This window comes from Thermoanaerobacter ethanolicus JW 200 (assembly GCF_003722315.1).
Lineage (GTDB): Bacteria > Bacillota > Thermoanaerobacteria > Thermoanaerobacterales > Thermoanaerobacteraceae > Thermoanaerobacter > Thermoanaerobacter ethanolicus.
Map to the genome: position 1 here is coordinate 164,665 of NZ_CP033580.1, position 21,870 is coordinate 186,534.

19 protein-coding genes are annotated in these 21,870 nt (G+C 34.5%); 6 read left to right on the plus strand and 13 right to left on the minus strand.

What is annotated here, in order from left to right; genetic code table 11:
• Positions 1 to 12 precede the first annotated feature (12 nt).
• The 4 genes from EB239_RS00935 to EB239_RS00950 are packed head-to-tail and all read left to right on the plus strand — an operon-like array spanning position 13 to position 3,877.
• Positions 13 to 978, plus strand: coding sequence for an ABC transporter permease (locus EB239_RS00935; protein ID WP_003869655.1), 966 nt, complete (start codon positions 13 to 15; stop codon positions 976 to 978).
• 12 nt (positions 979 to 990) lie between these two features.
• Complete coding sequence (gene opp4C / locus EB239_RS00940) at positions 991 to 1,920, plus strand: oligopeptide ABC transporter permease (RefSeq protein ID WP_003869654.1); 930 nt, start codon at positions 991 to 993, stop codon at positions 1,918 to 1,920.
• A gap of 11 nt (positions 1,921 to 1,931) precedes the next feature.
• Positions 1,932 to 2,915, plus strand: a complete 984-nt coding sequence (locus tag EB239_RS00945) for an ABC transporter ATP-binding protein (protein WP_003869653.1) — start codon at positions 1,932 to 1,934, stop codon at positions 2,913 to 2,915.
• Positions 2,912 to 3,877, plus strand: coding sequence for an ABC transporter ATP-binding protein (locus EB239_RS00950; protein ID WP_003869652.1), 966 nt, complete (start codon positions 2,912 to 2,914; stop codon positions 3,875 to 3,877). Before EB239_RS00945 ends, EB239_RS00950 begins: the two co-directional genes overlap by 4 nt.
• Here the strand turns inward: EB239_RS00950 and EB239_RS00955 are convergent, their stop codons facing one another.
• The 6 genes from EB239_RS00955 to EB239_RS00980 form a co-directional block, all read right to left on the minus strand.
• Positions 3,878 to 5,149 (minus strand): MFS transporter, encoded by a 1,272-nt coding sequence (locus tag EB239_RS00955; protein ID WP_003869651.1) that lies wholly within the window; start codon positions 5,147 to 5,149, stop codon positions 3,878 to 3,880.
• Positions 5,150 to 5,619: 470 nt separating this feature from the next.
• Complete coding sequence (locus EB239_RS00960; RefSeq protein WP_003869650.1) at positions 5,620 to 6,423, minus strand: REP-associated tyrosine transposase; 804 nt, start codon at positions 6,421 to 6,423, stop codon at positions 5,620 to 5,622.
• 70 nt (positions 6,424 to 6,493) lie between these two features.
• Positions 6,494 to 7,633, minus strand: a complete 1,140-nt coding sequence (locus EB239_RS00965; RefSeq protein ID WP_003869649.1) for an ABC transporter permease — start codon at positions 7,631 to 7,633, stop codon at positions 6,494 to 6,496.
• A complete protein-coding gene (locus EB239_RS00970) occupies positions 7,634 to 8,749 on the minus strand; it encodes an ABC transporter permease (RefSeq protein WP_003869648.1) in 1,116 nt (371 codons plus the stop codon).
• A gap of 10 nt (positions 8,750 to 8,759) precedes the next feature.
• Positions 8,760 to 9,695 (minus strand): ABC transporter ATP-binding protein, encoded by a 936-nt coding sequence (locus EB239_RS00975; protein ID WP_003869647.1) that lies wholly within the window; start codon positions 9,693 to 9,695, stop codon positions 8,760 to 8,762.
• Between the two features lie 145 nt (positions 9,696 to 9,840).
• A complete protein-coding gene (locus tag EB239_RS00980; RefSeq protein WP_003869646.1) occupies positions 9,841 to 11,298 on the minus strand; it encodes a TolB-like translocation protein in 1,458 nt (485 codons plus the stop codon).
• Positions 11,299 to 11,476: 178 nt separating this feature from the next.
• Here EB239_RS00980 and EB239_RS00985 point away from each other — a divergent pair, with 178 nt between their 5' ends.
• Both EB239_RS00985 and EB239_RS00990 read left to right on the plus strand, forming a co-directional pair.
• Positions 11,477 to 12,895: a transposase gene (locus EB239_RS00985; protein ID WP_129545072.1), complete on the plus strand. Its 1,419-nt coding sequence runs from the start codon at positions 11,477 to 11,479 to the stop codon at positions 12,893 to 12,895.
• A 341-nt stretch (positions 12,896 to 13,236) separates the two neighbouring features.
• A complete protein-coding gene (locus tag EB239_RS00990) occupies positions 13,237 to 14,655 on the plus strand; it encodes a transposase (protein ID WP_003871455.1) in 1,419 nt (472 codons plus the stop codon).
• Between the two features lie 830 nt (positions 14,656 to 15,485).
• Here EB239_RS00990 and EB239_RS00995 read toward each other — a convergent pair.
• The 7 genes from EB239_RS00995 to sleB form a co-directional block, all read right to left on the minus strand.
• Positions 15,486 to 16,130, minus strand: a complete 645-nt coding sequence (locus EB239_RS00995; protein WP_003870417.1) for an MBL fold metallo-hydrolase — start codon at positions 16,128 to 16,130, stop codon at positions 15,486 to 15,488.
• 56 nt (positions 16,131 to 16,186) lie between these two features.
• Positions 16,187 to 17,875 (minus strand): arginine--tRNA ligase, encoded by a 1,689-nt coding sequence (gene argS, locus EB239_RS01000; RefSeq protein WP_003870418.1) that lies wholly within the window; start codon positions 17,873 to 17,875, stop codon positions 16,187 to 16,189.
• Between the two features lies 1 nt (position 17,876).
• Positions 17,877 to 18,299 (minus strand): DUF1934 domain-containing protein, encoded by a 423-nt coding sequence (locus tag EB239_RS01005; protein WP_003870419.1) that lies wholly within the window; start codon positions 18,297 to 18,299, stop codon positions 17,877 to 17,879.
• Between the two features lie 27 nt (positions 18,300 to 18,326).
• Positions 18,327 to 19,406, minus strand: coding sequence for a D-alanine--D-alanine ligase family protein (locus EB239_RS01010; protein WP_003870420.1), 1,080 nt, complete (start codon positions 19,404 to 19,406; stop codon positions 18,327 to 18,329).
• A 134-nt stretch (positions 19,407 to 19,540) separates the two neighbouring features.
• Positions 19,541 to 19,738, minus strand: coding sequence for a small, acid-soluble spore protein, alpha/beta type (locus tag EB239_RS01015; protein ID WP_003867630.1), 198 nt, complete (start codon positions 19,736 to 19,738; stop codon positions 19,541 to 19,543).
• Positions 19,739 to 19,804: 66 nt separating this feature from the next.
• Complete coding sequence (gene ypeB / locus EB239_RS01020; RefSeq protein ID WP_003870421.1) at positions 19,805 to 21,139, minus strand: germination protein YpeB; 1,335 nt, start codon at positions 21,137 to 21,139, stop codon at positions 19,805 to 19,807.
• Between the two features lie 9 nt (positions 21,140 to 21,148).
• Positions 21,149 to 21,859: a spore cortex-lytic enzyme gene (sleB, locus tag EB239_RS01025; RefSeq protein ID WP_003870422.1), complete on the minus strand. Its 711-nt coding sequence runs from the start codon at positions 21,857 to 21,859 to the stop codon at positions 21,149 to 21,151.
• Positions 21,860 to 21,870 lie beyond the last annotated feature (11 nt).

Below are 21,870 nucleotides of genomic sequence, written 5' to 3' on the forward strand. Positions count from 1 at the left end.
AGGAGGGATAGAATGACACAGTTTATTATACGCAGACTACTACAGAGTATTCCTACATTAATTGGAGCTTCTATAATAATATTTTTAATTTTTGCAATGGCACCTGGTGACTACGTCACCTCTCAACTTCAAAATCCTAAGATGACTGAGGAAAGGGCTGCACAATTAAGGGCCCTTTATGGATTGGACAAACCACTCCCTCAAAGATATATATCTTGGGCAAGCGGTGTCTTAAAAGGTGATTTGGGCGACTCTTTATTGTTTAAAAAACCTGTAGTACGAGTAATAAATGATTTTATATGGAATTCCTTTATATTGGGAGTAGCTATAATGTTTTTTGAATGGTTAATTGCCTCTATAATAGGTATCTATTCTGCTATACGGCAGTATTCTGTATTTGACACTATAGCTACCTTGCTTGTATTTATCCTTTACTCTTTACCCTCTTTCTTCTTAGGTCTTGTTATGCTTAAAGTTTTTGCAGTAGACCTCAAATGGTTCCCCTTAGGTGGAATGATAACAACAGGATCCAATTATACTGGTTGGGCCCATATAGTTGATGTTGCAAAGCACATGGTGCTTCCTGTTGCTACTCTAACTTTAATAAGTGTAGGGGGCTTAAGCCGCTATTTTAGGGCAAATATGCTAGAAGTCATAAAGCAAGATTATATAAGGACTGCCAGAGCTAAAGGCTTAAAGGAAAGAACTGTTATTTTTAAACATGCTTTAAGAAATGCTCTTCTACCTTTGATCACTTTGTTTACTTTAGAATTACCTAGCTTATTTGCAGGTGCAATGATAACTGAGAGGATATTCAACTGGCCCGGCATTGGTAAAGTCGTTCTAGAAGGAATTTATATAAGGGATTATCCATTGTTTTTGGGATACACAATGCTCATAACCGTTCTTACAATTTTAGCAAATATTTTAGCTGACGTTTTGTATGGCGTTGCTGATCCACGTGTAAGACTTAAATAGGGGGGATAAAGCTTGGATCAAGTCAATGTAAATCAACCTCTTGATTATAAAAAGAAAAATAATCTGAAAAAAGCACCTTCGATTTGGAGAGACGCTTTCCATAGATTTTTAAAAAATAAATACGCCATATTGGGACTGGTAATTTTGACTTTTATGTTCCTTTTCTCTTTTGTAGGGCCTTATTTTTCGCCTTATCTGGATGCAAAAATAGATGTATCAAAAGGGAATCAACCACCAAGTGCGGAACATTGGCTTGGTACAGATAATCTAGGAAGAGATGTGCTTTTAAGGCTTATGCTTGCAGGTAGAATTTCCCTTACAATAGGGATTGCAGCTACTTTGATAATCGTTTTAATCGGTGGAATGTTAGGCTCTATCGCAGGATATTACGGAGGCTGGTTAGATGTCATAATAATGAGGTTGGCAGATATCATTTACGCTATGCCTGGTCTTCCCATTTTAATCATGTTAGGTGCTATAATGTCCGACTTAAAAATTCCGCCACCTCAAAGGATATACTATGTCATGTTTATCTTAGGATTTATATCTTGGGTAGGTCTTGCAAGGCTTATACGAAGCCAAATTTTGAGTTTAAAAGAGCAGGAATTCATGCTGGCAACAGAAGTTTTAGGTTTAAGAGATAGTAAAAAAATAATAAAACACCTTTTCCCCAATGTATTACCTACTGTTATAGTTTCTGCAACATTGGGAGTAGCTGGCGCAATATTATCAGAATCTGCTTTAAGTTTCTTAGGACTAGGTGTCATCCCTCCAACACCTTCTTGGGGATATATGCTGTCTGCCGCAAACAACATGATCGATTTTGTAAAGCGTCCTTGGCTTTGGATTCCACCGGGTGTCGCCATAATGCTGTCTGTTGTAGCTATAAACTTTATTGGCGATGCCTTAAGAGACGCTTTTGATCCCAGACAAAAAATTTAGGAGGAATCAAAATGGCAAAAAACCTAGTGGAATTTCGTAACCTCAAAACTTTTTTCTACACTGAAGAAGGTGTTGTAAAAGCAGTAAATGACGTTAGTTTTTCTATACGAGAAGGGGAAACGGTGTGTATAGTTGGTGAATCTGGCTGTGGAAAAAGTGTAACTGCTTTGTCTTTAATGAGGTTAATTCAATCACCTCCGGGAAAAATTGAAGGGGGAGAAATAATCTTTGACGGGCGGGATGTGCTTAAATTAAATGAAACAGAAATGAGAAGAATACGCGGTAATGAAATAGGCATGGTATTTCAAGAACCCATGACTTCTTTAAACCCTGTTTTAACAATTGGAGAACAAATAATGGAGCCTTTGATGGTGCATAAACTCATGACCAAAAAAGAGGCCTGGAATAAGGCTGTTGAACTTATAAAACAAGTTGGAATCCCAAGAGCTGAACAGATAATGACAAGTTATCCTCATGAGTTAAGTGGTGGTATGAGACAGCGTATAATGATTGCAATCGCTTTAAGTTGTGACCCAAAACTCCTCATAGCTGACGAACCAACCACCGCTCTTGATGTTACAATTCAAGCCCAAATTCTTGACCTTTTGAGAAAAATAAAGCAGGAAAGAAATATGGCTTTAATGCTTATAACCCATGACCTTGGAATTGTTGCTGAAATAGCTGACTACGTAGTAGTTATGTATGCTGGAAAAGTTATTGAAGAAGCTCCTGTAAGAGAACTTTTCAAAAACCCTAAACACCCATATACAAGAGGTCTTTTAAAAGCAAAACCAATAATTGGTCAAAGGCAAGAAAGACTATACACAATCCCAGGGCAAGTGCCTAACCCTATTGGTTTGGGAGACTATTGTTATTTTAGCGATAGGTGCGAATATGCAATGGACATTTGCCGCCAAAAGATACCTCAACTTGCAGCTGACGAAAATGGGCACAAAGTCGCCTGCTGGCTCTATGAAGGAGAGTGGAAAAAATGAGTGAACCTTTAATAGAAGTAAAAAACCTTAAAAAATACTTCCCAATACGAGGCGGTATTTTACAAAGGACGATAGGATATGTAAAAGCAGTAGATGGAGTGACATTCACTATAAATAAAGGTGAAACTTTAAGTCTTGTTGGCGAATCTGGTTGTGGTAAAAGCACAGTCGGGCGTACTATAATAAGGTTGTATGATAAAACTGACGGAGAAGTTTTTTACAAATCTATTCCTATTCACAGTCTCAAAAAAAGCGAGCTTAGAAAACTAAGACCTAAAATGCAATTGGTTTTCCAAGACCCCTTTAGCTCTTTAAACCCACGCCTTAGAGTAGGAGATGCCATAGGAGAAGCTCTTTTAGACCATGGCCTTATTTCTAAAAATGAATTGCGGGATAAAGTCATAGAAACAATGGAGATATGCGGATTAGCTCCGTACCATATAGACCGCTATCCTCACGAATTTTCTGGTGGTCAGCGTCAGAGAATAGGAATAGCTCGTGCACTCATTTTAGATCCTGAATTTATTGTGTTAGACGAACCTGTATCTTCTCTTGACGTCTCAATACAAGCCCAAATAATCAACCTACTTATGGATTTGCAAGAGCAAAAAGGGTTAACTTATTTGTTTATTTCTCACGATTTGAGTGTAGTAGAGCATATAAGCACAAGAGTTGCAGTAATGTATCTTGGGTCTATAGTTGAAATGGCAGCACGAGACGAACTTTTTGCCCATCCACTTCACCCCTATACACAAGCCCTTTTGTCTGCCGTTCCAATTCCAGACCCAGACTTAAAAAGAGAAAGAATAATCTTAGAAGGAGATATCCCGAGCCCTGCGAATCCACCAAAAGGATGCAAATTCCACACAAGATGCCCACTTGCTAAAGACATTTGTAGAGAGCAAGTACCAGAATACAAAGATGTAGGAGGAGGGCATTTCGTAGCTTGCCATTTGGTATAGCTAGATGCCTTCCACATCTTTTTGAATTTCTTCTTCAAAAGAAAAGTTACTATTGCTTAGCTTCTCAATAAAAATCGGTTTAATAAATATAGCAAAATACAAAAGACTTACTAATAGTATTACAAACGTAATTAGAAAGGGATAAGTATAATTTTGATTTTCTAGGATATAGCCAGCTAAATAGCTGGCTATTGCTGATCCTATACTCCTTAAAAGTGATTTTACTCCAGCAAAAAAATCCCTTTTTTCTTCCTCTACAACAGACATTGTTTGACTTTCTATCATATTATTCAAAAGCGTAAAACTACCACTTCTTAGTAAAAATATTGTTGAAAACATCATTACAGAAATATTATTAAAGGCTAATATAAGTGCAAACAATAAATTCATCCCATATACATAGTAATAAGCTTTAATGGTTCCAAATTTATTTATTATCCATGGCATTATCATAGACGCAAAAAACAAAATTAGCCCATTTATTGTAAGCAAATAGGAGACATATTCATCGCTCCAACCCATCCGAAATTTCACAATCACGTTTTGGAAAGGAATTATCGTAGAAAAAGCCATACCCGCCAAAAAAAGATAAAAAATAATTAAAAGAATTTTTTTATCAAAAACTTGGTAAATTCTAATATTTGACAATAACAACTTACTCTTACCTTTATCAAAACTATTGTTTACGCATGGCAACAAAATCCCTCTTAATAAAGCCGCCACTAAAATTAACACGGCTGATATATACACAGAACTTTGATATTTTGTATTACCATATGGAAACCAATTGGGTATAAAGCCTCCCAAAAGCGTACCTACTCCACTAAATAGAGTAAAAACAGCAAATAAAAGGCTATAACTTACAGTTTCCAATTCATTTGTCTCAGCATATGAAAATAAAAGCTGTATTTCTGTTGTAATCAAAAAGGAAATTCCTATAAATTGTATAATCTGTGCCAAATAAAAAACTCCTATAGATTCCCCTAATCCAAAAAGCCCATATCCTATCCCTGTAAGAGTTATTCCTGATATAAAAATTCGTTTTCTCCCAATATAATTAGCAAAAAAACCTGCTGGAATAGCAGCTGCCCCCATCACTAAAGTTCCTACAGAATTAAGAGCTCCTATTTGTTCAGGAGAAACGTTTAAAGCAAGCAAATGCAAATTTAATACTAAACCAAAAATCCCCATTCCTATACCCAATAAGGCTTCAGTTGCTATAAAACGTTTTACTTCTTTGGGCAAAAATTTAACCTGGGCGATGAACGACATATATGTTCTCCTTTCCTCCCGTATATATCCTCCAAAAAAGCCGCTTTAAAAGGCGGCTTTAGAAATACTCAAAAGTTATCCATGTCTTCTTAAAAAAGGTATTTCACAAAGTCATTGATTCCAAAGGAAAGCAAAACAGACAAACCAATTACTACCATTACCGTTGTTAACTTCAACTTTTAAATTGCGAATTACTTCATCAACACTCATTTTATGTAAAGCACTTTTTTACTTCAACACTTTTGTCTTCCATAAAATATCACCTTTTTACTTTTTCTTTCATTTTCATTATACTCCTAATAACTGCAAATTGCAATCAGTCAAATTCTCTATTGCGGGAAAAGTAAAGAGCAATTTGAGTGCCTTTTCCTTGTCTTTTGAGAAAATCCCCAAAATTAAGTCTGCAGACAAAGCAGACAAAGGGGACGGTTCCTCTTGTCTGATCTTTTAAATTTAATCAGCCTATATAGTCAGGCTTTGCCTTTTTCTTTCAAAATCTTATGTATACTATACCTAGTCACCCCAGCAATAGAAGCAATATCTTTAATTGAAAGTCCGGTTTTTTCTCTGTATTTTTTTATTAAGTCATGCCATTCTTTACGTTTTTTAATTTCCAGATTTTCTATATCTTTAATCCCAAATTCCATCGCCATTTCTTTAAATAACTCTTTGGCTTCTTCCGTACTCATTTTTTCTTCTTCAATGTCGATAAAAACTTCAGTGCCTTCTGTCTGCTCCATATATTTCTTAAACTGTTCTATAGCTTTCTTTTTATCATCAGAGAAAATGCCTAAAATCAAGTCTAAATCTACAATTTGACACATTTTATCATTATCGTTAAGATAACAGCTATAACTGCTCCACTTATAATCAGAAACTTTTTTCACTAGTCCCGCTTTTACCGGATTTTGATGAATGTATCTTACTAATGCTATAACGTAACTCTCATCTTCAACTGGCTCACTTCTAAACCTATCCTGAAATAAATGCCCTGTCCTATCGTATTTTTTATTAAAATAAGAAGCATAAGTTCCTGCAATCCTCTTAATAGAACCTGATAAATCTTCATTGCCTTCCTTGATCATCAAATGAACATGGTTACTCATTAGACAAAAAGCAGTTAAATAAAACTTCCCGTCTAGCTTTTTCTCTGCCAATATTTCTATAAAGCGCTTTTTATCATCATCATTGTTAAATATATTTTTCTTTTCATTTCCCCGCAACATCACATGATAATATCCACTCTTGCTTTTAACTCTTGACTTTCTAGGCATTTACATCCACTCCAAAAATAATAATTCAGACAAAAGGAACCGTCTCCCTTGTCTGATTATAACATATAAATTAGATAAAATCTCCCATTTTTTCAGAAGTTTTAATTTTATATATTCCTAACAGGATAAAGGTTAATGCAAAAGCCAACAGTATGATTATATTCATATAAACATCGCTTAAACTACCACCCATTTGAATTTTTTCTATAGCGTCTATTGCCCATTTCTGTGGTATAAAATCAGAAAGCTTTTGAAATGATTTTGGCATTAAATATAATGGCCAGAAAGCTCCCCCTAACATACAAGTAGGTGTAATAATTAAAGTAGACAAGGTATTAGAATAACTTGTAGAGGGTGAAAAAGCAACTATCATTGAACTTAAACCAATAGAGGTTATTCCAAAAGAAACCAGTACTAAAAAAACATCAAATGTCGCTTTTGTGAAGCCTAAGTTTAATATAAAGGTAATCAACGCAAGTATAAAAGCTATTTGAAAAACTGTCAAAATTAAATTTACAAAGAAATTGCTCGCTAAATAAGTTCTTGGCTTTAAAGGAGAAGCAAAAATTCTGTAAAAAGTTTTATCTCTCTTCTCCACAAGTATAAAATTAGAAATATTAAAAGTGCTAAACATCAAAAACATTATAAAAAATCCTAAACTTCTTGTTGTTGCCACTGCCGTCTTCCCTATATCTTCAACAATATATGTTTTCAAGCTAAAAGGACTGTTCTTATAAAGGTCGTACATCTTATAAAAATTTTCTTTATTTCCTTCAGATGCCTTACTTAAATTGTAAAGAACATTTATCTTGCGGTCAAGATAACTTTTCAAAAATAAGGTGGTTTCTTCCCCTTTTATTGATACAATCTCTACATCCTTTGGATTTCCCTTCAAAATTTCTTCTTCAAATCTTTGAGGAATCACTATAGCGCTGTCAACTTCTCCTTTCGATACTTTATCATTTATCTCATTTTCTTTCAGAAAAACAACCTTGAATTTATCCGTTTTTTCCAATGAATTAATTAAATCTGTTGAAATCTGACTTTTATCCCTATTTACAACACCTATTCTAAGTTGCCCGCTGCCACCATAGGTAAAAAGCAAAAAGAAAAGTGGAATTATAATACCAGAAATCAATAAAATAATATTCCCTTTCCTTCTAAAAAACAACTTTACTGTATTCTTCATAACCAAAAATAGCTCTCTCACTTAAAAAGCCTCCCTTCTGAATAAATAAGCTGACAACACTATGAAAAAAGCTGCAGGAATTAAATTTACCATGAGGGCTGTAGGTACATATTGATAATTGCCTCCCAATATCACATTAAATATGGCTGTATTTGTCCATGTAATTGGAGAAAAATTTGAAAGTTTCTCAATAAATTGACTTCCCATTTCTTTTACAGGAATATAAGAACCACCTAAGAAGGCTATAAAAGGAATTATACCGTTTAGTAAACCTTGTGCCATTGCTCCATTTTTTATAATAAACCCCAAACTCACTCCCAAGCCCACCACAAAAATTATCTCACTAATTATAATCACAAAAACTGTTACAATATCCTTTCCCCAATTAGTTCCGAAGATGTATTTGCTAAAAAGAACAATAATCAAGGCCTGTATAAAAACAGAAAAAGTTACCCCTAACACCTTCCCCATCAATATTTCATATTTCTTAACAGGAGAAGCTAATATTCTGCGCCCTGTCTTTTTTGTCCTTTCCATATCTATTGAAAATACACCACTCATAGCACCGTATAAAATTATTAAAGTAAGCATCGTAACAGAATAATAATCGAATGATGTTTGTTTAACTTTTCTGTCAATAGAGGTTATTTTTATAAATTCTCTATTTAAATTTATATCGCCGCTATTTTTAAGAAAGGCAGGATTTTGTGAAGCTATAGCTGTCATTCCTTTAAAAGTATCAGCAAAAGAGTCAATCATACTTGCTGCAATCTCCGTTTTTATATCTCCATGTGCATTCTTATAAAAAGTTATATCTTTACCTTTTAAAAAAACATAACCATCATATTTGCGTTTTTCTATTTCACTTATTCCTTTGCTGACATCTTTTATTTCTACAAATTTTACTCCCATTTTATCAGTTTCTTTAATGAAAATATCAAAACCCTGTGAAAGTATCGTATCTCCTTCATCTGTATATATGACTTTTATATCCCCTAATTTTATATCTGATGTTGACGAAAACGCAAAACCTAAAATTCCAATAAGAACTATTGGCAATAGTATCATAATAGCCATTACCTTCTTGTCATAAAGAATTTCCTTTATTTCTTTAAGCATTATTGTAAGGATTCTCATATTTTCACCTCTAATCTCTCAATTTTCTTCCTGTCAGGGTAAGAAAAACTGTCTCCAAATCGGGAATTTCGTTTCTTAGGTTACGTATTGGTATGTTTTTTGAAATAAAATAGTGGATTATATCATCAAAATTGCTCACATCTTTTAAGCTTGTTATCTTTATCGTGCTATCTCTTATCTCAACAGCTTTTACACCCTTTATTCCTTTCAATTCCTCCTCTTTTATTCCATCAATTGAGCCAATTTCAATATAAACTGTATTCACATCTGTAACCATTGAAGTGAGTTCTTCCTTTGTTCCTTCAGCTATAACCTTGCCATGGTCCATTATAGAAATCCGCGTGCAGATAGCCTCTACTTCCTCCATATAGTGACTTGTGTAAATAATTGTACTACCCATTTCATTTAACTTTTTAACAGATTCCAAAATGTGATTCCTCGATTGAGGGTCTATACCTACTGTAGGTTCATCCATTATTATCAATTTAGGTCTATGGGCAATGGCACAGGCAATATTTAGCCTTCTTTTCATACCACCTGAAAATTTATTTGGTACTTCTTTCGCTTTATCTGAAAGACCTACAAACTCTAATGCCATCTCTACACTTTCTTTTAGCTCTTTTCCCCTAAGTCCATAAAGACTTGCAAAAAATTGGACATTTTCATAGGCTGTTAAATCTCCGTAGATAGCCACATCCTGAGGCACAATACCTATACTCTTCTTTATGAATTCCGGTTCTTTGCGTATATTTTTATCAAAAACATACACCTCTCCTCTATCAAAATTGAGCAAGCCGCAGATTATGCTTATAGCTGTCGTCTTCCCTGCTCCATTAGGACCCAATAGGCCGTAAATTTCTCCTTCTTCTATTTCTAAATTCATATTGTCTAAAGCTATAACATCACCAAACCTTTTTATTACATCCTTCATTCTAACTATCTTCATGAAACACCCTCTCCTTACAAAATAAATTTTCAGACGAAAGGAACCGTCCCCTTTGTTTGAAATTGATTTGGTTTTCTAGGAATATAATAAAGGAAATGGTGAAAGTTTTGTAGTATACAAAGTCACCATTTACTCATGACTAAAGTCACATTGTATTTAAATTTTTCATCATGTATTCCATTATTCTTACAGCCTCATTTATAGTTTTTACATCATCCTTTAATGGTCCAAGCCATATGCAGTAAGCTAAATCATTGTCTGCAATTGGAATAATTCCAAAAATCTCAATATATGTTGTAGGGTCATTGGAAGCAGCAGGAGGGCTTCTCCTCAAAACGGCAATTTTTCCTTCTCCGATAGGCGTTTTTATATTTTCTTCTTTTAAAAGTTCGCTGTGATTTGGAAGAAAACCTCCAAAATATTGGTCTTTGTAATAACTTATAACATATATACCACCGTTAATTTCATCCTTTGAATTTAAGATATAAATTTCATTTCCGCCTGTAAATTTCTCCTTCCACCCATTTGGCAGAGCAATCTTGAGTTTTTTTAAATACCCAATCTCATTATTGCGGCAAAGTACCGTTTCCATATAGGGCATATCTTGAAAGCTATTTAAATCATAAAAGAGTACTTTCTCAGCTCGACTAACGCCAGCCAGTTTGCTTTCAGAAACAAATTTCACTGAATTCCATTCCAAATTATCGCTTTCCTTTAATTCCCTCACATTTCCATTTAAATTAACATCTACTATAGGTGCACCTATAAAATTACCTTTATTGTCATATTTATAAATCTTGAATATAACATATTCACCATCCGGAAATGCCATACTGTCAAGCGAATAAAATCTGTATTTTAAAATGTTTTTGTACGTTTTTATTATTTTGAAGTTATTTCCATCCAAAACATCTAAGCAGTTTTTCTCATCGTTTAGCACAAATATAGTTCTACTTTTATCTAAACTCCCATACGTTACATTTTCGTTAAAACTGTAAACCGGCTTTACGACCTTGTTTTCAAAATTTAGATAGTTTATTTTGTTATCACAGATAAACAGCACCCCTTTATTGTCAAAATATGGCTTAATTTTGCCACAAGAATTTATTTCGCCTTCTAAAGGATATTTTTCGAATGTCCCTTTATTTACTTCATAAGAAAATATATACCCACTTTTAGCATTTAAAGAATCCGGTGAAATACCATAGATATACTCCCCATCATCACTCCACACTGGATATATTCCATCTCTTACAGGAAGAGTAAGTCTTTCTGGAGCGCTGCCATCAATGTTTATCACATAGTATTCAAATGAAGCAGCATCGTAATGGATTCCCACAATAATTCTGTCTTGTCTTGGTGATAATTTATAATATCCAATGCGTTTATTTTTTAAAAATTCACTTGCTATTTTGTTAGAATTGTTGTCGTACAAAAGGCCGGTATAAAGGGTATTATCAAAATCTTCGCTTGAATTAGGAAGTGAAAATACCAACCTTATAGGTGGTTCTTCCCTGGTTGTAGACGATTCTTTAAGCTTTACTACATCACAGGAAGTTAAAAAGAACATCACCACAGCAAGAAGTAAAAATAATTTTCTCATTTGCTATCCCTCTAATCTTATAATTTTCCCCTCCTTTTTAAACCGATTATTAGGTCTTTGCAGAATCCCAAAATCCTTATGGATTAAAGGATTCTGCTGTATATTTTCAAAGGAATTCCTCCACTTTCGTCGAATTTATATAGAGAACCAAATCCCAAAAAGAAATGGAGGAAATCCTATGAAAATCAAAGCTAAACAACTTTCTCTCTCAGATATTTACGATGATGTTCAATCCTTCTTTGAAGAAGATAAGCCCAAATTTATCAAACTCTTTGAATCTTTTGTTGATTTATCTGAACTTATTCCATCTTCTTTTTATGCCCACTATTATTCCCACTTTGGACGTCATAGAGATTTTTCTCTTGAGTCTATGCTCACTGCTTTGATTATCCAAAAAATTCTCTCTATCCCTACTGTTCAACTCCTTGTCCATGTTCTTAAGCTCTCTAAAGAATTAAGAGAGCTTTGTGGCTTTAAAAGAGTCCCTCATCCTTCTCAATTCTCTAGATTTAAATCCATTTTCCTCAAAGATTTGGAGAATTTCTTCAATAATCTTGTTAATTTAACTGAGCCTATTTGTCAGGCTATTAATCCTTCACTTTCTAATATCCTCATCGCTGATACTACTGGCTTTCAACCTTATGTCAGAGAAAATAATCCTAAGTTCTTTGATTCCCTTTATAGAAATATTAAAAAGTTCTCTAAATCTAATCCTGATTTTGATGCCCACTCTTATGCTTGTTCTAAAATGCCTAAGTTCGCTCACTCTAATCCTGATGCTAAATTCTCTTATATTAATGGCCATTATTGTTACTCTATCAAAGCTACCATCCTCACTAATGGCTTAGGCATTATTCAGCATATTAGTTTCTATGACGATGATTCTTTAAATGTCAATACTGCTAAATCTGCTGCCGAGTCTAAAGATTTGTACGATTCTAAAACTTTAATCCCTTCTCTTAAGGAATTCTTTAATTTACATCCTAATTTCTCTTATAGATACTTCTTAGGTGACGCTGGGTTTGATTCTTTTGATAATTACAAATACTTGTTCTCAGAGCATGGCATAATCCCTATTATCCCTATTAACCCTCGAAATTCTAAAAACTTACCTCAGCCTACTTTTAACTCTGATGGTATCCCTACCTGCCCCCGTGACCCTTCTCTTAAAATGTCCTATGATGGCATCGTCCGGGAAAAAGGTAGAACTACCAGAATTAAATGGCTTTGCCCTATGTCCAAAAAAGTTAGACTAAACGGTAAAACTACTTATATCCTTCAATGTGATAACCCCTGTACCTCTTCTAAATGCGGCAGAATATTCTATACTACCCTTGATATTGATTTTAGAAAAAACACTGTTGTCCCTCGTAACTCTAAAAAGTGGTCCAAACTTTATGAAAAACGCCCTATTATTGAAAAATCTATTTCTCTTTTAAAAAGTTCTATCGCTGTTGATAGCTTTAAACTCATAAATACCAGGTCAATCAAAGCTGATGTTTTTCTTGGGGCTATCACTCAACATATTGGTTTAATTATTACTGCAAAACTTGGTACTTTTGAACATCCTTTATCTTTGAAAAAACTTTTGGCTTGATGACTTGTTCTTATGTTTTGATTCGTTTGTCACCTTTTTACATTAAAAAGGTGTGTTAAGTATTGTCTTTTTTGAATTTGTATCTTTCTTCCATTTCTCTTTTTCCGTCTTGAGCATGACTTTAAAATGTAATTTCTTTATTTTGTTCCTGATAATGTAACTTTTTTACTTTAATATTTATCTCATTTTGCAATCACCTAAAACCGATTATATTAGGTCTTTGCAGAATCCCAAAATCCTTATGGATTAAGGGATTCTGCTATATATTTTCAAAGGAATTCCTCCACTTTCGTCGAATTTATATAGAGAACCAAATCCCAAAAAGAAATGGAGGAAATCCTATGAAAATCAAAGCTAAACAACTTTCTCTCTCCGATATTTACGATGATGTTCAATCCTTCTTTGAAGAAGATAAACCCAAGTTTATTAAACTCTTTGATTCCTTTATTGATTTATCTGAACTTATTCCACCTTCTTTTTACGCCCATTATTATTCTCACTTCGGGCGTCATAGGGATTTTTCTCTTGAATCTATGCTCACTTCTTTGATTATCCAAAAAATTCTCTCTATCCCTACTGTTCAACTCCTTGTCCATGTTCTTAAGCTCTCTAAAGAATTAAGAGAGCTTTGTGGCTTTAAAAGAGTCCCTCATCCTTCTCAATTCTCTAGATTTAAATCCATTTTCCTCAAAGATTTGGAGAATTTCTTCAATAATCTTGTTAATTTAACTGAGCCTATTTGTCAGGCTATTAATCCTTCACTTTCTAATATCCTCATCGCTGATACTACTGGCTTTCAACCTTATGTCAGAGAAAATAATCCTAAGTTCTTTGATTCCCTTTATAGAAATATTAAAAAGTTCTCTAAATCTAATCCTGATTTTGATGCCCACTCTTATGCTTGTTCTAAAATGCCTAAGTTCGCTCACTCTAATCCTGATGCTAAATTCTCTTATATTAATGGCCATTATTGTTACTCTATCAAAGCTACCATCCTCACTAATGGCTTAGGCATTATTCAGCATATTAGTTTCTATGACGATGATTCTTTAAATGTCAATACTGCTAAATCTGCTGCCGAGTCTAAAGATTTGTACGATTCTAAAACTTTAATCCCTTCTCTTAAGGAATTCTTTAATTTACATCCTAATTTCTCTTATAGATACTTCTTAGGTGACGCTGGGTTTGATTCTTTTGATAATTACAAATACTTGTTCTCAGAGCATGGCATAATCCCTATTATCCCTATTAACCCTCGAAATTCTAAAAACTTACCTCAGCCTACTTTTAACTCTGATGGTATCCCTACCTGCCCCCGTGACCCTTCTCTTAAAATGTCCTATGATGGCATCGTCCGGGAAAAAGGTAGAACTACCAGAATTAAATGGCTTTGCCCTATGTCCAAAAAAGTTAGACTAAACGGTAAAACTACTTATATCCTTCAATGTGATAACCCCTGTACCTCTTCTAAATGCGGCAGAATATTCTATACTACCCTTGATATTGATTTTAGAAAAAACACTGTTGTCCCTCGTAACTCTAAAAAGTGGTCCAAACTTTATGAAAAACGCCCTATTATTGAAAAATCTATTTCTCTTTTAAAAAGTTCTATCGCTGTTGATAGCTTTAAACTCATAAATACCAGGTCAATCAAAGCTGATGTTTTTCTTGGGGCTATCACTCAACATATTGGTTTAATTATTACTGCAAAACTTGGTACTTTTGAACATCCTTTATCTTTGAAAAAACTTTTGGCTTGATAACTTGTTCTTATGGTTTGATTCGTTTGTCACCTTTTTACATTAAAAAGGTGTGTTAGGTATTGTCTTTTTTGAATTTGTATCTTTCTTCCATTTCTCTTTTCCCCTCTTGAGCGTGCCTTTAAAATGTAATTTCTTTATTTTGTTCCTTGTAATGTAACTTTTTTACTCTAATATTTATCTCATTTTGCAATCACCTAAAACCGATTATATCATAATAAAACAAAAATCTCCACATCATCTATTTTTAAAAATTCAGACAAAGGGGACGGTTCCTCTTGTCTGTTTATTTCGATTTTCAGACGAAAGGAACCGTCCCCGGTGTTTGAAAAAAGTAAGGCTCGTAATGGTCTTCGCTTCAGCCAGTACAAATCTCTTTATACCTCACTTAAAAGGCAAGGTATTGCAAAACCCATACTGACCTATGCTCGACTATTATAGATACCTTAGAAACCTTATGCACTTTGCATAAGACCTCCAGTCTAAGTACATGACGTACTTCGACCTGCGGCACCTATAATAGTCTTAGCTCGACTATAATACATCCTTTTTAGCCTTAAAATTAAGGCTCTACATGGACATATTATAATCTGCCCGCCGACTAGCATCCGACCTTTTGATCGAATACCAATCTTTGGCCGACCATCACAGAACTTGCGTCCTGTGATGATCTTGGCTCAACCATTACGAACCTTACACTATTATATTGCCCTTTTTGTCTTTTTATATTCATTTGTTTTTAAAAAAATTTAAAAAGAAATGAGATACCCACTTTTTTGGTTTAAGCTAAAGCTCTTAGTGAAAACAAAGGAACTCTACTTCATTTTAATTTATACAGAATATTGATAATTTAAAGCAATTACTTTTGGTTCACTTTCTAGATCTTTCTTAGTAATACCCATTTCTGTGGATAAAATCTTTTTGCCACCTGTCATATCCAAAAAGTTATCTACAGTATCAATAGGGAAATTAATAAACTCCGTTTTATAGTGCATTGGTATAGTTATTTTAGGCTTTAACTGGTTCATCACTTCTACCGCTTGTTTTGCATCAATTGTATAATAGCCTCCAACAGGAATTAGTAGAACATCAACTGGTCCTATTTCTTCAACTTGCTTTTCTGTTAAAACATGTCCCAAATCTCCCATGTGACAGACTCTGATTCCATCAATATCAAAAACAAAAACTATATTTTTACCTCTTTTTGCACCATGCTCGTCATCGTGAAATGTATTTACACCTTTTATGTTGATACCTTTTATATTATGTTCTCCTACTGTGTCAACAATATCAAAGTTTCCCTTTACTGCCTTAAAATAATTGTGGTCAAAATGGGAATGAGAAGATGTCACAATGTCTGCCTTCACATTTGGCATAGGGTACCCAACTGATTCATCAAAAGGGTCTGTGACAATGACCGTACCCTTCTCAGATGTCAACTTAAAGCAGGCATGTCCCAACCATTTTATATTCATAAATTAACACCTCCTAACCATATTATACCACAAAATAAAGGCGGAAAAACCGCCTTTTACATTCTCTCTGGTGCTGTTATTTTCAATATATCTAAAGCGTTCTTTATAACAGTCTTTACTGCTAATATGAGCACAAACCTTGCTTTCATCAAATCCTCTTCTACGCCTTTTACTCTATGACTGTTATAAAAAGAATGGAAAAGCGATGCTACATCAAGTACGTACCTCGTAATTCTGTGGGGTGCCAATGTCTTTGCAGCAATAGTAATTTCTTCAGGGAAATATGCCAATTTTTTAATTAATTCTTTTTCCTCTTCTTCTTTTAAAAGGCTTAAATCTACTTCATCTATATTATCTATCTTTACACCCTCTTCTTCTAACTGCCTTATTATGGAGCAAATCCTCGCATGGGCATACTGCACATAAAATACTGGATTTTCATTCGATTGCTCTTTAGCCAAGTCAAGGTCAAAATCAATGGGACTGTCTGCAGACCTTAAGTTGAAAAAGAATCTTGCTGCATCTTTTCCTACTTCATCTATCAGATCTCGTAGTGTCACCATTCTGCCTGTCCTTTTGGACATTTTAACAACTTGACCGCCTTCTATGAGTTTCACAAGCTGCATTAAAACAACGTCAAGCCTGTCAGGGTCTATGCCAAGTGCCTGCATCGCTCCTTTCATAGGAGCAACATGGCCATGGTGATCCGCACCCCAAACATTTATAACCCAATCAAATCCGCGAGTTATAAATTTATTTTTGTGATAGGCTATGTCAGAAGCCAAATAGGTAGGAAATCCATTAGACCTAACTAATACATCGTCTTTTTCTGCGCCAAATAATGTCATTTTAAACCACAAAGCCCCGTCTTTTTCGTAAGTATACCCTTTTTGCTTAAGCTCTTCAATTACTTTATACACTTCTCCGCTGTCATAAAGAGATTGCTCAGAAAACCACACGTCATATTCTATACCGTAAAGAGCTAAATCCTCTTTTATTTTTTCTAAATTCTTCTTAAGTCCATATTCTATGAGTGCCTTTCTTCTCTCTTCTGATGGCACATCTTTATATTTATCTCCATATATTTCTAAAAACTCTCTCGCTCTATCTATTATGTCCTCTCCGTGGTAGCCCCCTTCAGGCACTTCAGCCGGTATACCCAATAATTGCAGGTATCTTGCCTCAAGTGAATATCCAAACTTCTCTATCTGATTTCCAGCGTCGTTTATATAAAATTCCCTTGTAACATCGTATCCTGCATAGTCAAGTACTGACGCCAAGGCATCTCCCAAAGCACCGCCTCTTGCATTTCCCATATGCATAGGACCCGTCGGATTTGCCGATACAAATTCCACTTGTACTTTCTTGCCATTCCCAATGTTTACTCGTCCATAATCTTTCCCTCGTTCATAAACGAGCTTTAAAGTTTCTTCCAAAAATTTATCCTTCAAAAAGAAATTGATAAAGCCAGGTCCTGCGATTTCAATCCTTTCTATAAAAGTATTTGAAGGGTCCATTTTTGAAACAATGATTTCCGCAATTTTCTTAGGGGGCATTTTAGCCTGCTTTGCCATTACCATTGCTGTGTTTATTGCAAGGTCACCATGTTGTTTTTCTTTTGGCTCCTCTATTTCTATCTCTGGAATAACCTCTATATTCATCAAACCTTCTTTTACAGAATTCTCTATAGCGGTAGTCACCATGTCTTTTATTTCATCTTTTACTTTTTGTATAATGTTTTCCAAATCAGTTTACCTCCCACACTTTTAAGTATAGTTCATTATTGCTCACAGTCTTGTTATTAAGGTCAAGAGCATATTTTATAGTAATCTCACCGCCAGCTTCCGACATAGCCACTTTTACATCTGTTGGCAGTATTCCTAAAGGAATTTTCCCATAAGGAGTATCATAGTCCGATTCGTATCTTTTGTTTTTCTCAAAAACCATTTTCGATTTGTTAGTGCCAAACCGCAATAATGTGACTTTGTCTTCTGTAATTTTTAAAGTAGTAGTAGTTCCATCCATTCCTGATAGTTCACTTTCTTCATATACTACATAAAAGATATTGCCTTTAATATAGAAACTACCCTCTGTAATAAGTTCTATTGTATCAGATTCATTTTGATCGTTTTTTTGAGTACCTTTTACAGATATAATCGCTTTTTTCAATTACCTCTCCCCTTCTTCCCTTATTTCTCACCATTCCCTACATTTTTCATTATAGCTCTCTATCGCTAAGTTTATAAGTTCGTCCAATAATATTGAATACGGCTTTCCACTTACTTCCCACAGTTTAGGATACATGCTTATTTTCGTAAACCCAGGAATGGTATTAACTTCATTTAGATAAAGGGTACCTGTGTTTCTATCCATCAAAAAGTCTACTCGCGCCATACCTCTCAAATCCAACGCCTTATATGCTTTTATAGCCAATTGTCTTACCTCTTCCATTTTTTCATCTGGAAGTGGTGCAGGTATTAAGAGAAGAGATTTACCCCCATCAAAATATTTAGCATTATAATCATAGAATTCATTAGAAGGAACAATTTCTCCTGCAATAGAGGCTTGCGGATTTTCGTTACCTAGCACGGAACATTCAATTTCCCTAGCATCTATTCCTCTTTCTATCAACAATTTTCTATCATATTTTGCAGCTAATTTCAAGGCCCCAGGAAGTTCTTCCTCATTGTGGACTTTGGTAATACCAACACTAGAACCTAAATTAGCAGGTTTTACAAAGCACGGATATCCCAAGTGTTCAACTTTTTTCTTTATAGCTTCTAAGTCTTCAATCTCTTTTCTATATACTACTACAAAATCAGGTGTAGGTAGCCCCGCTTCCTTAAAAATCCTTTTTGTAAAAACTTTATCCATGCATAAAGCAGAAGAAAGCACATTAGCTCCTACATAAGGTATATCTAATAATTCTAAAAGCCCTTGTATAGTCCCATCTTCTCCATTAGGTCCATGCAAAACAGGAAATACCACGTCTATAGGATAAAAACCATTTTTTCCGTCTTCGAAAGTTATTATTCCTCTATACTTCGTAGAAGCTCCCATAGTTGCAGGAATTCCTTCTTTTTCCCATTCTCCGGTTTCTATTTTTTCTACATCTCCTCTATATAAATACCATTCTCCTTTTTTTGCAATACCTATCATGTAAATCTCGTATTTATCTTTATCAAGGTTGTTTATTATAGACTTTGCAGACATTAAAGAGACTTCATGTTCTCCCGATTGTCCACCAAATAAAACAGCTATTTTCTTCTTCGCCATTCTCTCACACTCCACTAATTTTTCTTACATTATCTTTATTCTACTCTTTTAAGAATATGTATTCAAGAAAAATTTTATTTTATAAATTTAAAGCCGGGAAAGAAGAAGTTTTTCTTCCCCGGCTTGGTGGGCATTTAGAAGGTGGTATTTCCGTTGTTATAATTTTCTACAAGCATTTTTTCTGCTTTTTCGATTGCAAGTTTTACAAGATTACCGCAATTTCTAGAAGAAACACTTCCCCAACCTTCCTTCATTACTGTGTCGTAAACGCCGAGTTCTTTAGCCAACTCATATTTAAGTTGGTCAGACATTAAGCCTCTGCGTCTACCCATTTTTATCCCCTCCTTCTTTTGCCCTACACTTATTTTGCGCCTTTAAAAGCACTTTTATGTTATGGACTACATGGTCAAATCTCCATGTTCTGTTTTTATAACCTTTAAAATTTTTTCTTCATTTCCATTTAATGCATTTATATACACGTAAAATGTATCACCTTTGTATGTTCCTTTAAATTCGTAAGCCAATACTTCTTTTCCGCCCTCCAAAGGAATGAGTGTTAATTTTGTTCCTTCTATTTTTAAGTTTTTATTTACTTTTTGCTCCGCTTCTTTTTCCGTAAGTTTTGGCTTTTCTAATTTTCTCTCCGTATGATTCATGTAGTAAGCTGTAGCGTCAAATCCGATTATGTCACCATTGTCAAGTACCACTTTCACTTTGACAATGTCTGGATACAAATATACCTCATCTTGTACAGGAACAAAATTAAACTGTACACTACCATCCGCCTTCATAGAATAAGTACTTTCCACGTTTTTGAAACCGTGTTTTTCTAAAAATTTTTTAGCATACTGCAAAGCTTGTGATTGAGAAATATTTATTTTATTCACACTTCTCTGGTCCATCATCCATACAACATATCCACCTTTTTGACTGACATTTATATAAACAGGCAATTTACCTGGAGATTTTAATTCTATCCCATAAGCTTTTATTTTTCCATTGTTAGGACTATACTTGTTTTGTGATTCTACAGGCTTTCCATAAAAATCTTTTGCTATTTGTAAAGCTCTATCGTAAGAAACTTCTTTCCCAACTAAACCTTTAGGTGTAGTTTTTGCTAAACTTTCAGAAAAAGGGCCGTCATATATCAAAGTAGGGTAATTTGTCATAGTCTGATTGACACTACTCATTTTTACATTTAAAATTTTACTATCAATCTCACCCATTTTTTGTGTACCTTTTTGACGTAAGTTTCCAAGTTCATATCCACCTTGAATTTTTTTTCTTAAGTCTTGTAAGTTTTTACCTAAAAATACCGCATAATTCTGTAATTTCGTAAGGGTTGCTAAATCTTGTTGTGATAATTTTTGCCCTGAAGCAACTTTTTTTGTAAGACTGTAAGCGTAATCGCCAATTTGTGTCAAAAACTTTGAAGTATTATCTATTTCAGGCTGCCCTATAGGAAGTTGATTTAAGTGCTCTTGCCCTGAAAAAGCTTCCCTCCATATTTCATCTAAAATAGGAATAGTGGTTTTATCTGAAGAAGCTACCATTAGTTTTCCCATAGAAGTTTCGATGTTCTCCACGTTAGACACCAATTGATAAAAAGACCTATCATATTGTGCTTGTAAATACCTGTGATAAGAAATTTTCTCAATATATTGTCTATATCCCCATGCTCCGAGGATTAATATTAAAATTAAAGCAAAAGCCGTCAAGCCTCGTTTTAACATTTTTTCACCTCACCTTGCAAAGATATGGCTGCCTATTTGGGTTATAATTGGCCTGTTAAATATCCAATAACTTGTCACTCTCGCAGCGTTGTAATAATACAAGGCACCACCAGTAGGGTCCCATCCAGCAATTGCATCTCTTGCCGCCCTTATGCTGTCATTTGTAGGAGGTAGCCACATTTGACCATCATCTACTGCAGAAAAAGCCCCAGGTTGAAATATAACACCTGCTATAGTTTTTGGAAACCTCGGGTCTCTTACTCTATTCATCACCACAGCTCCAACTGCAACTTTTCCAATATAAGGTTCCCCTCTCGCTTCTCCATTTATAAGCATTGCTAAAAGGTAAACATCGTCATTTGTGGTGACAGAGGAAGAAGCCTGATAAGCCGCTAAATCTTGAGCAGTAGTTGTAAAACCTAAAGCTACTTTTGTATCGTCATCTACAATTCCAGTAACTCTGAGTCCATTATATGCTTGAAATTTCCGAACTGCCAGCCACGTTCTAACCCCAAAAAATCCATCTACAGCTCCCGTATAATATCCCCAGTCTTTAAGCCGTGCTTGCACTTTTGCAACATCACTACCTGTATTTCCCCAATAAAGGTTAGACATAGCTGTTTTGGTCAAATCATAAGCCGCATACTCAAAAACTGCTGTTATAAAAATAGCCAAAACTGTTATTATAATCTTTATGCGGAGAATAAAATCTATTTTCATTTTGAACCTCC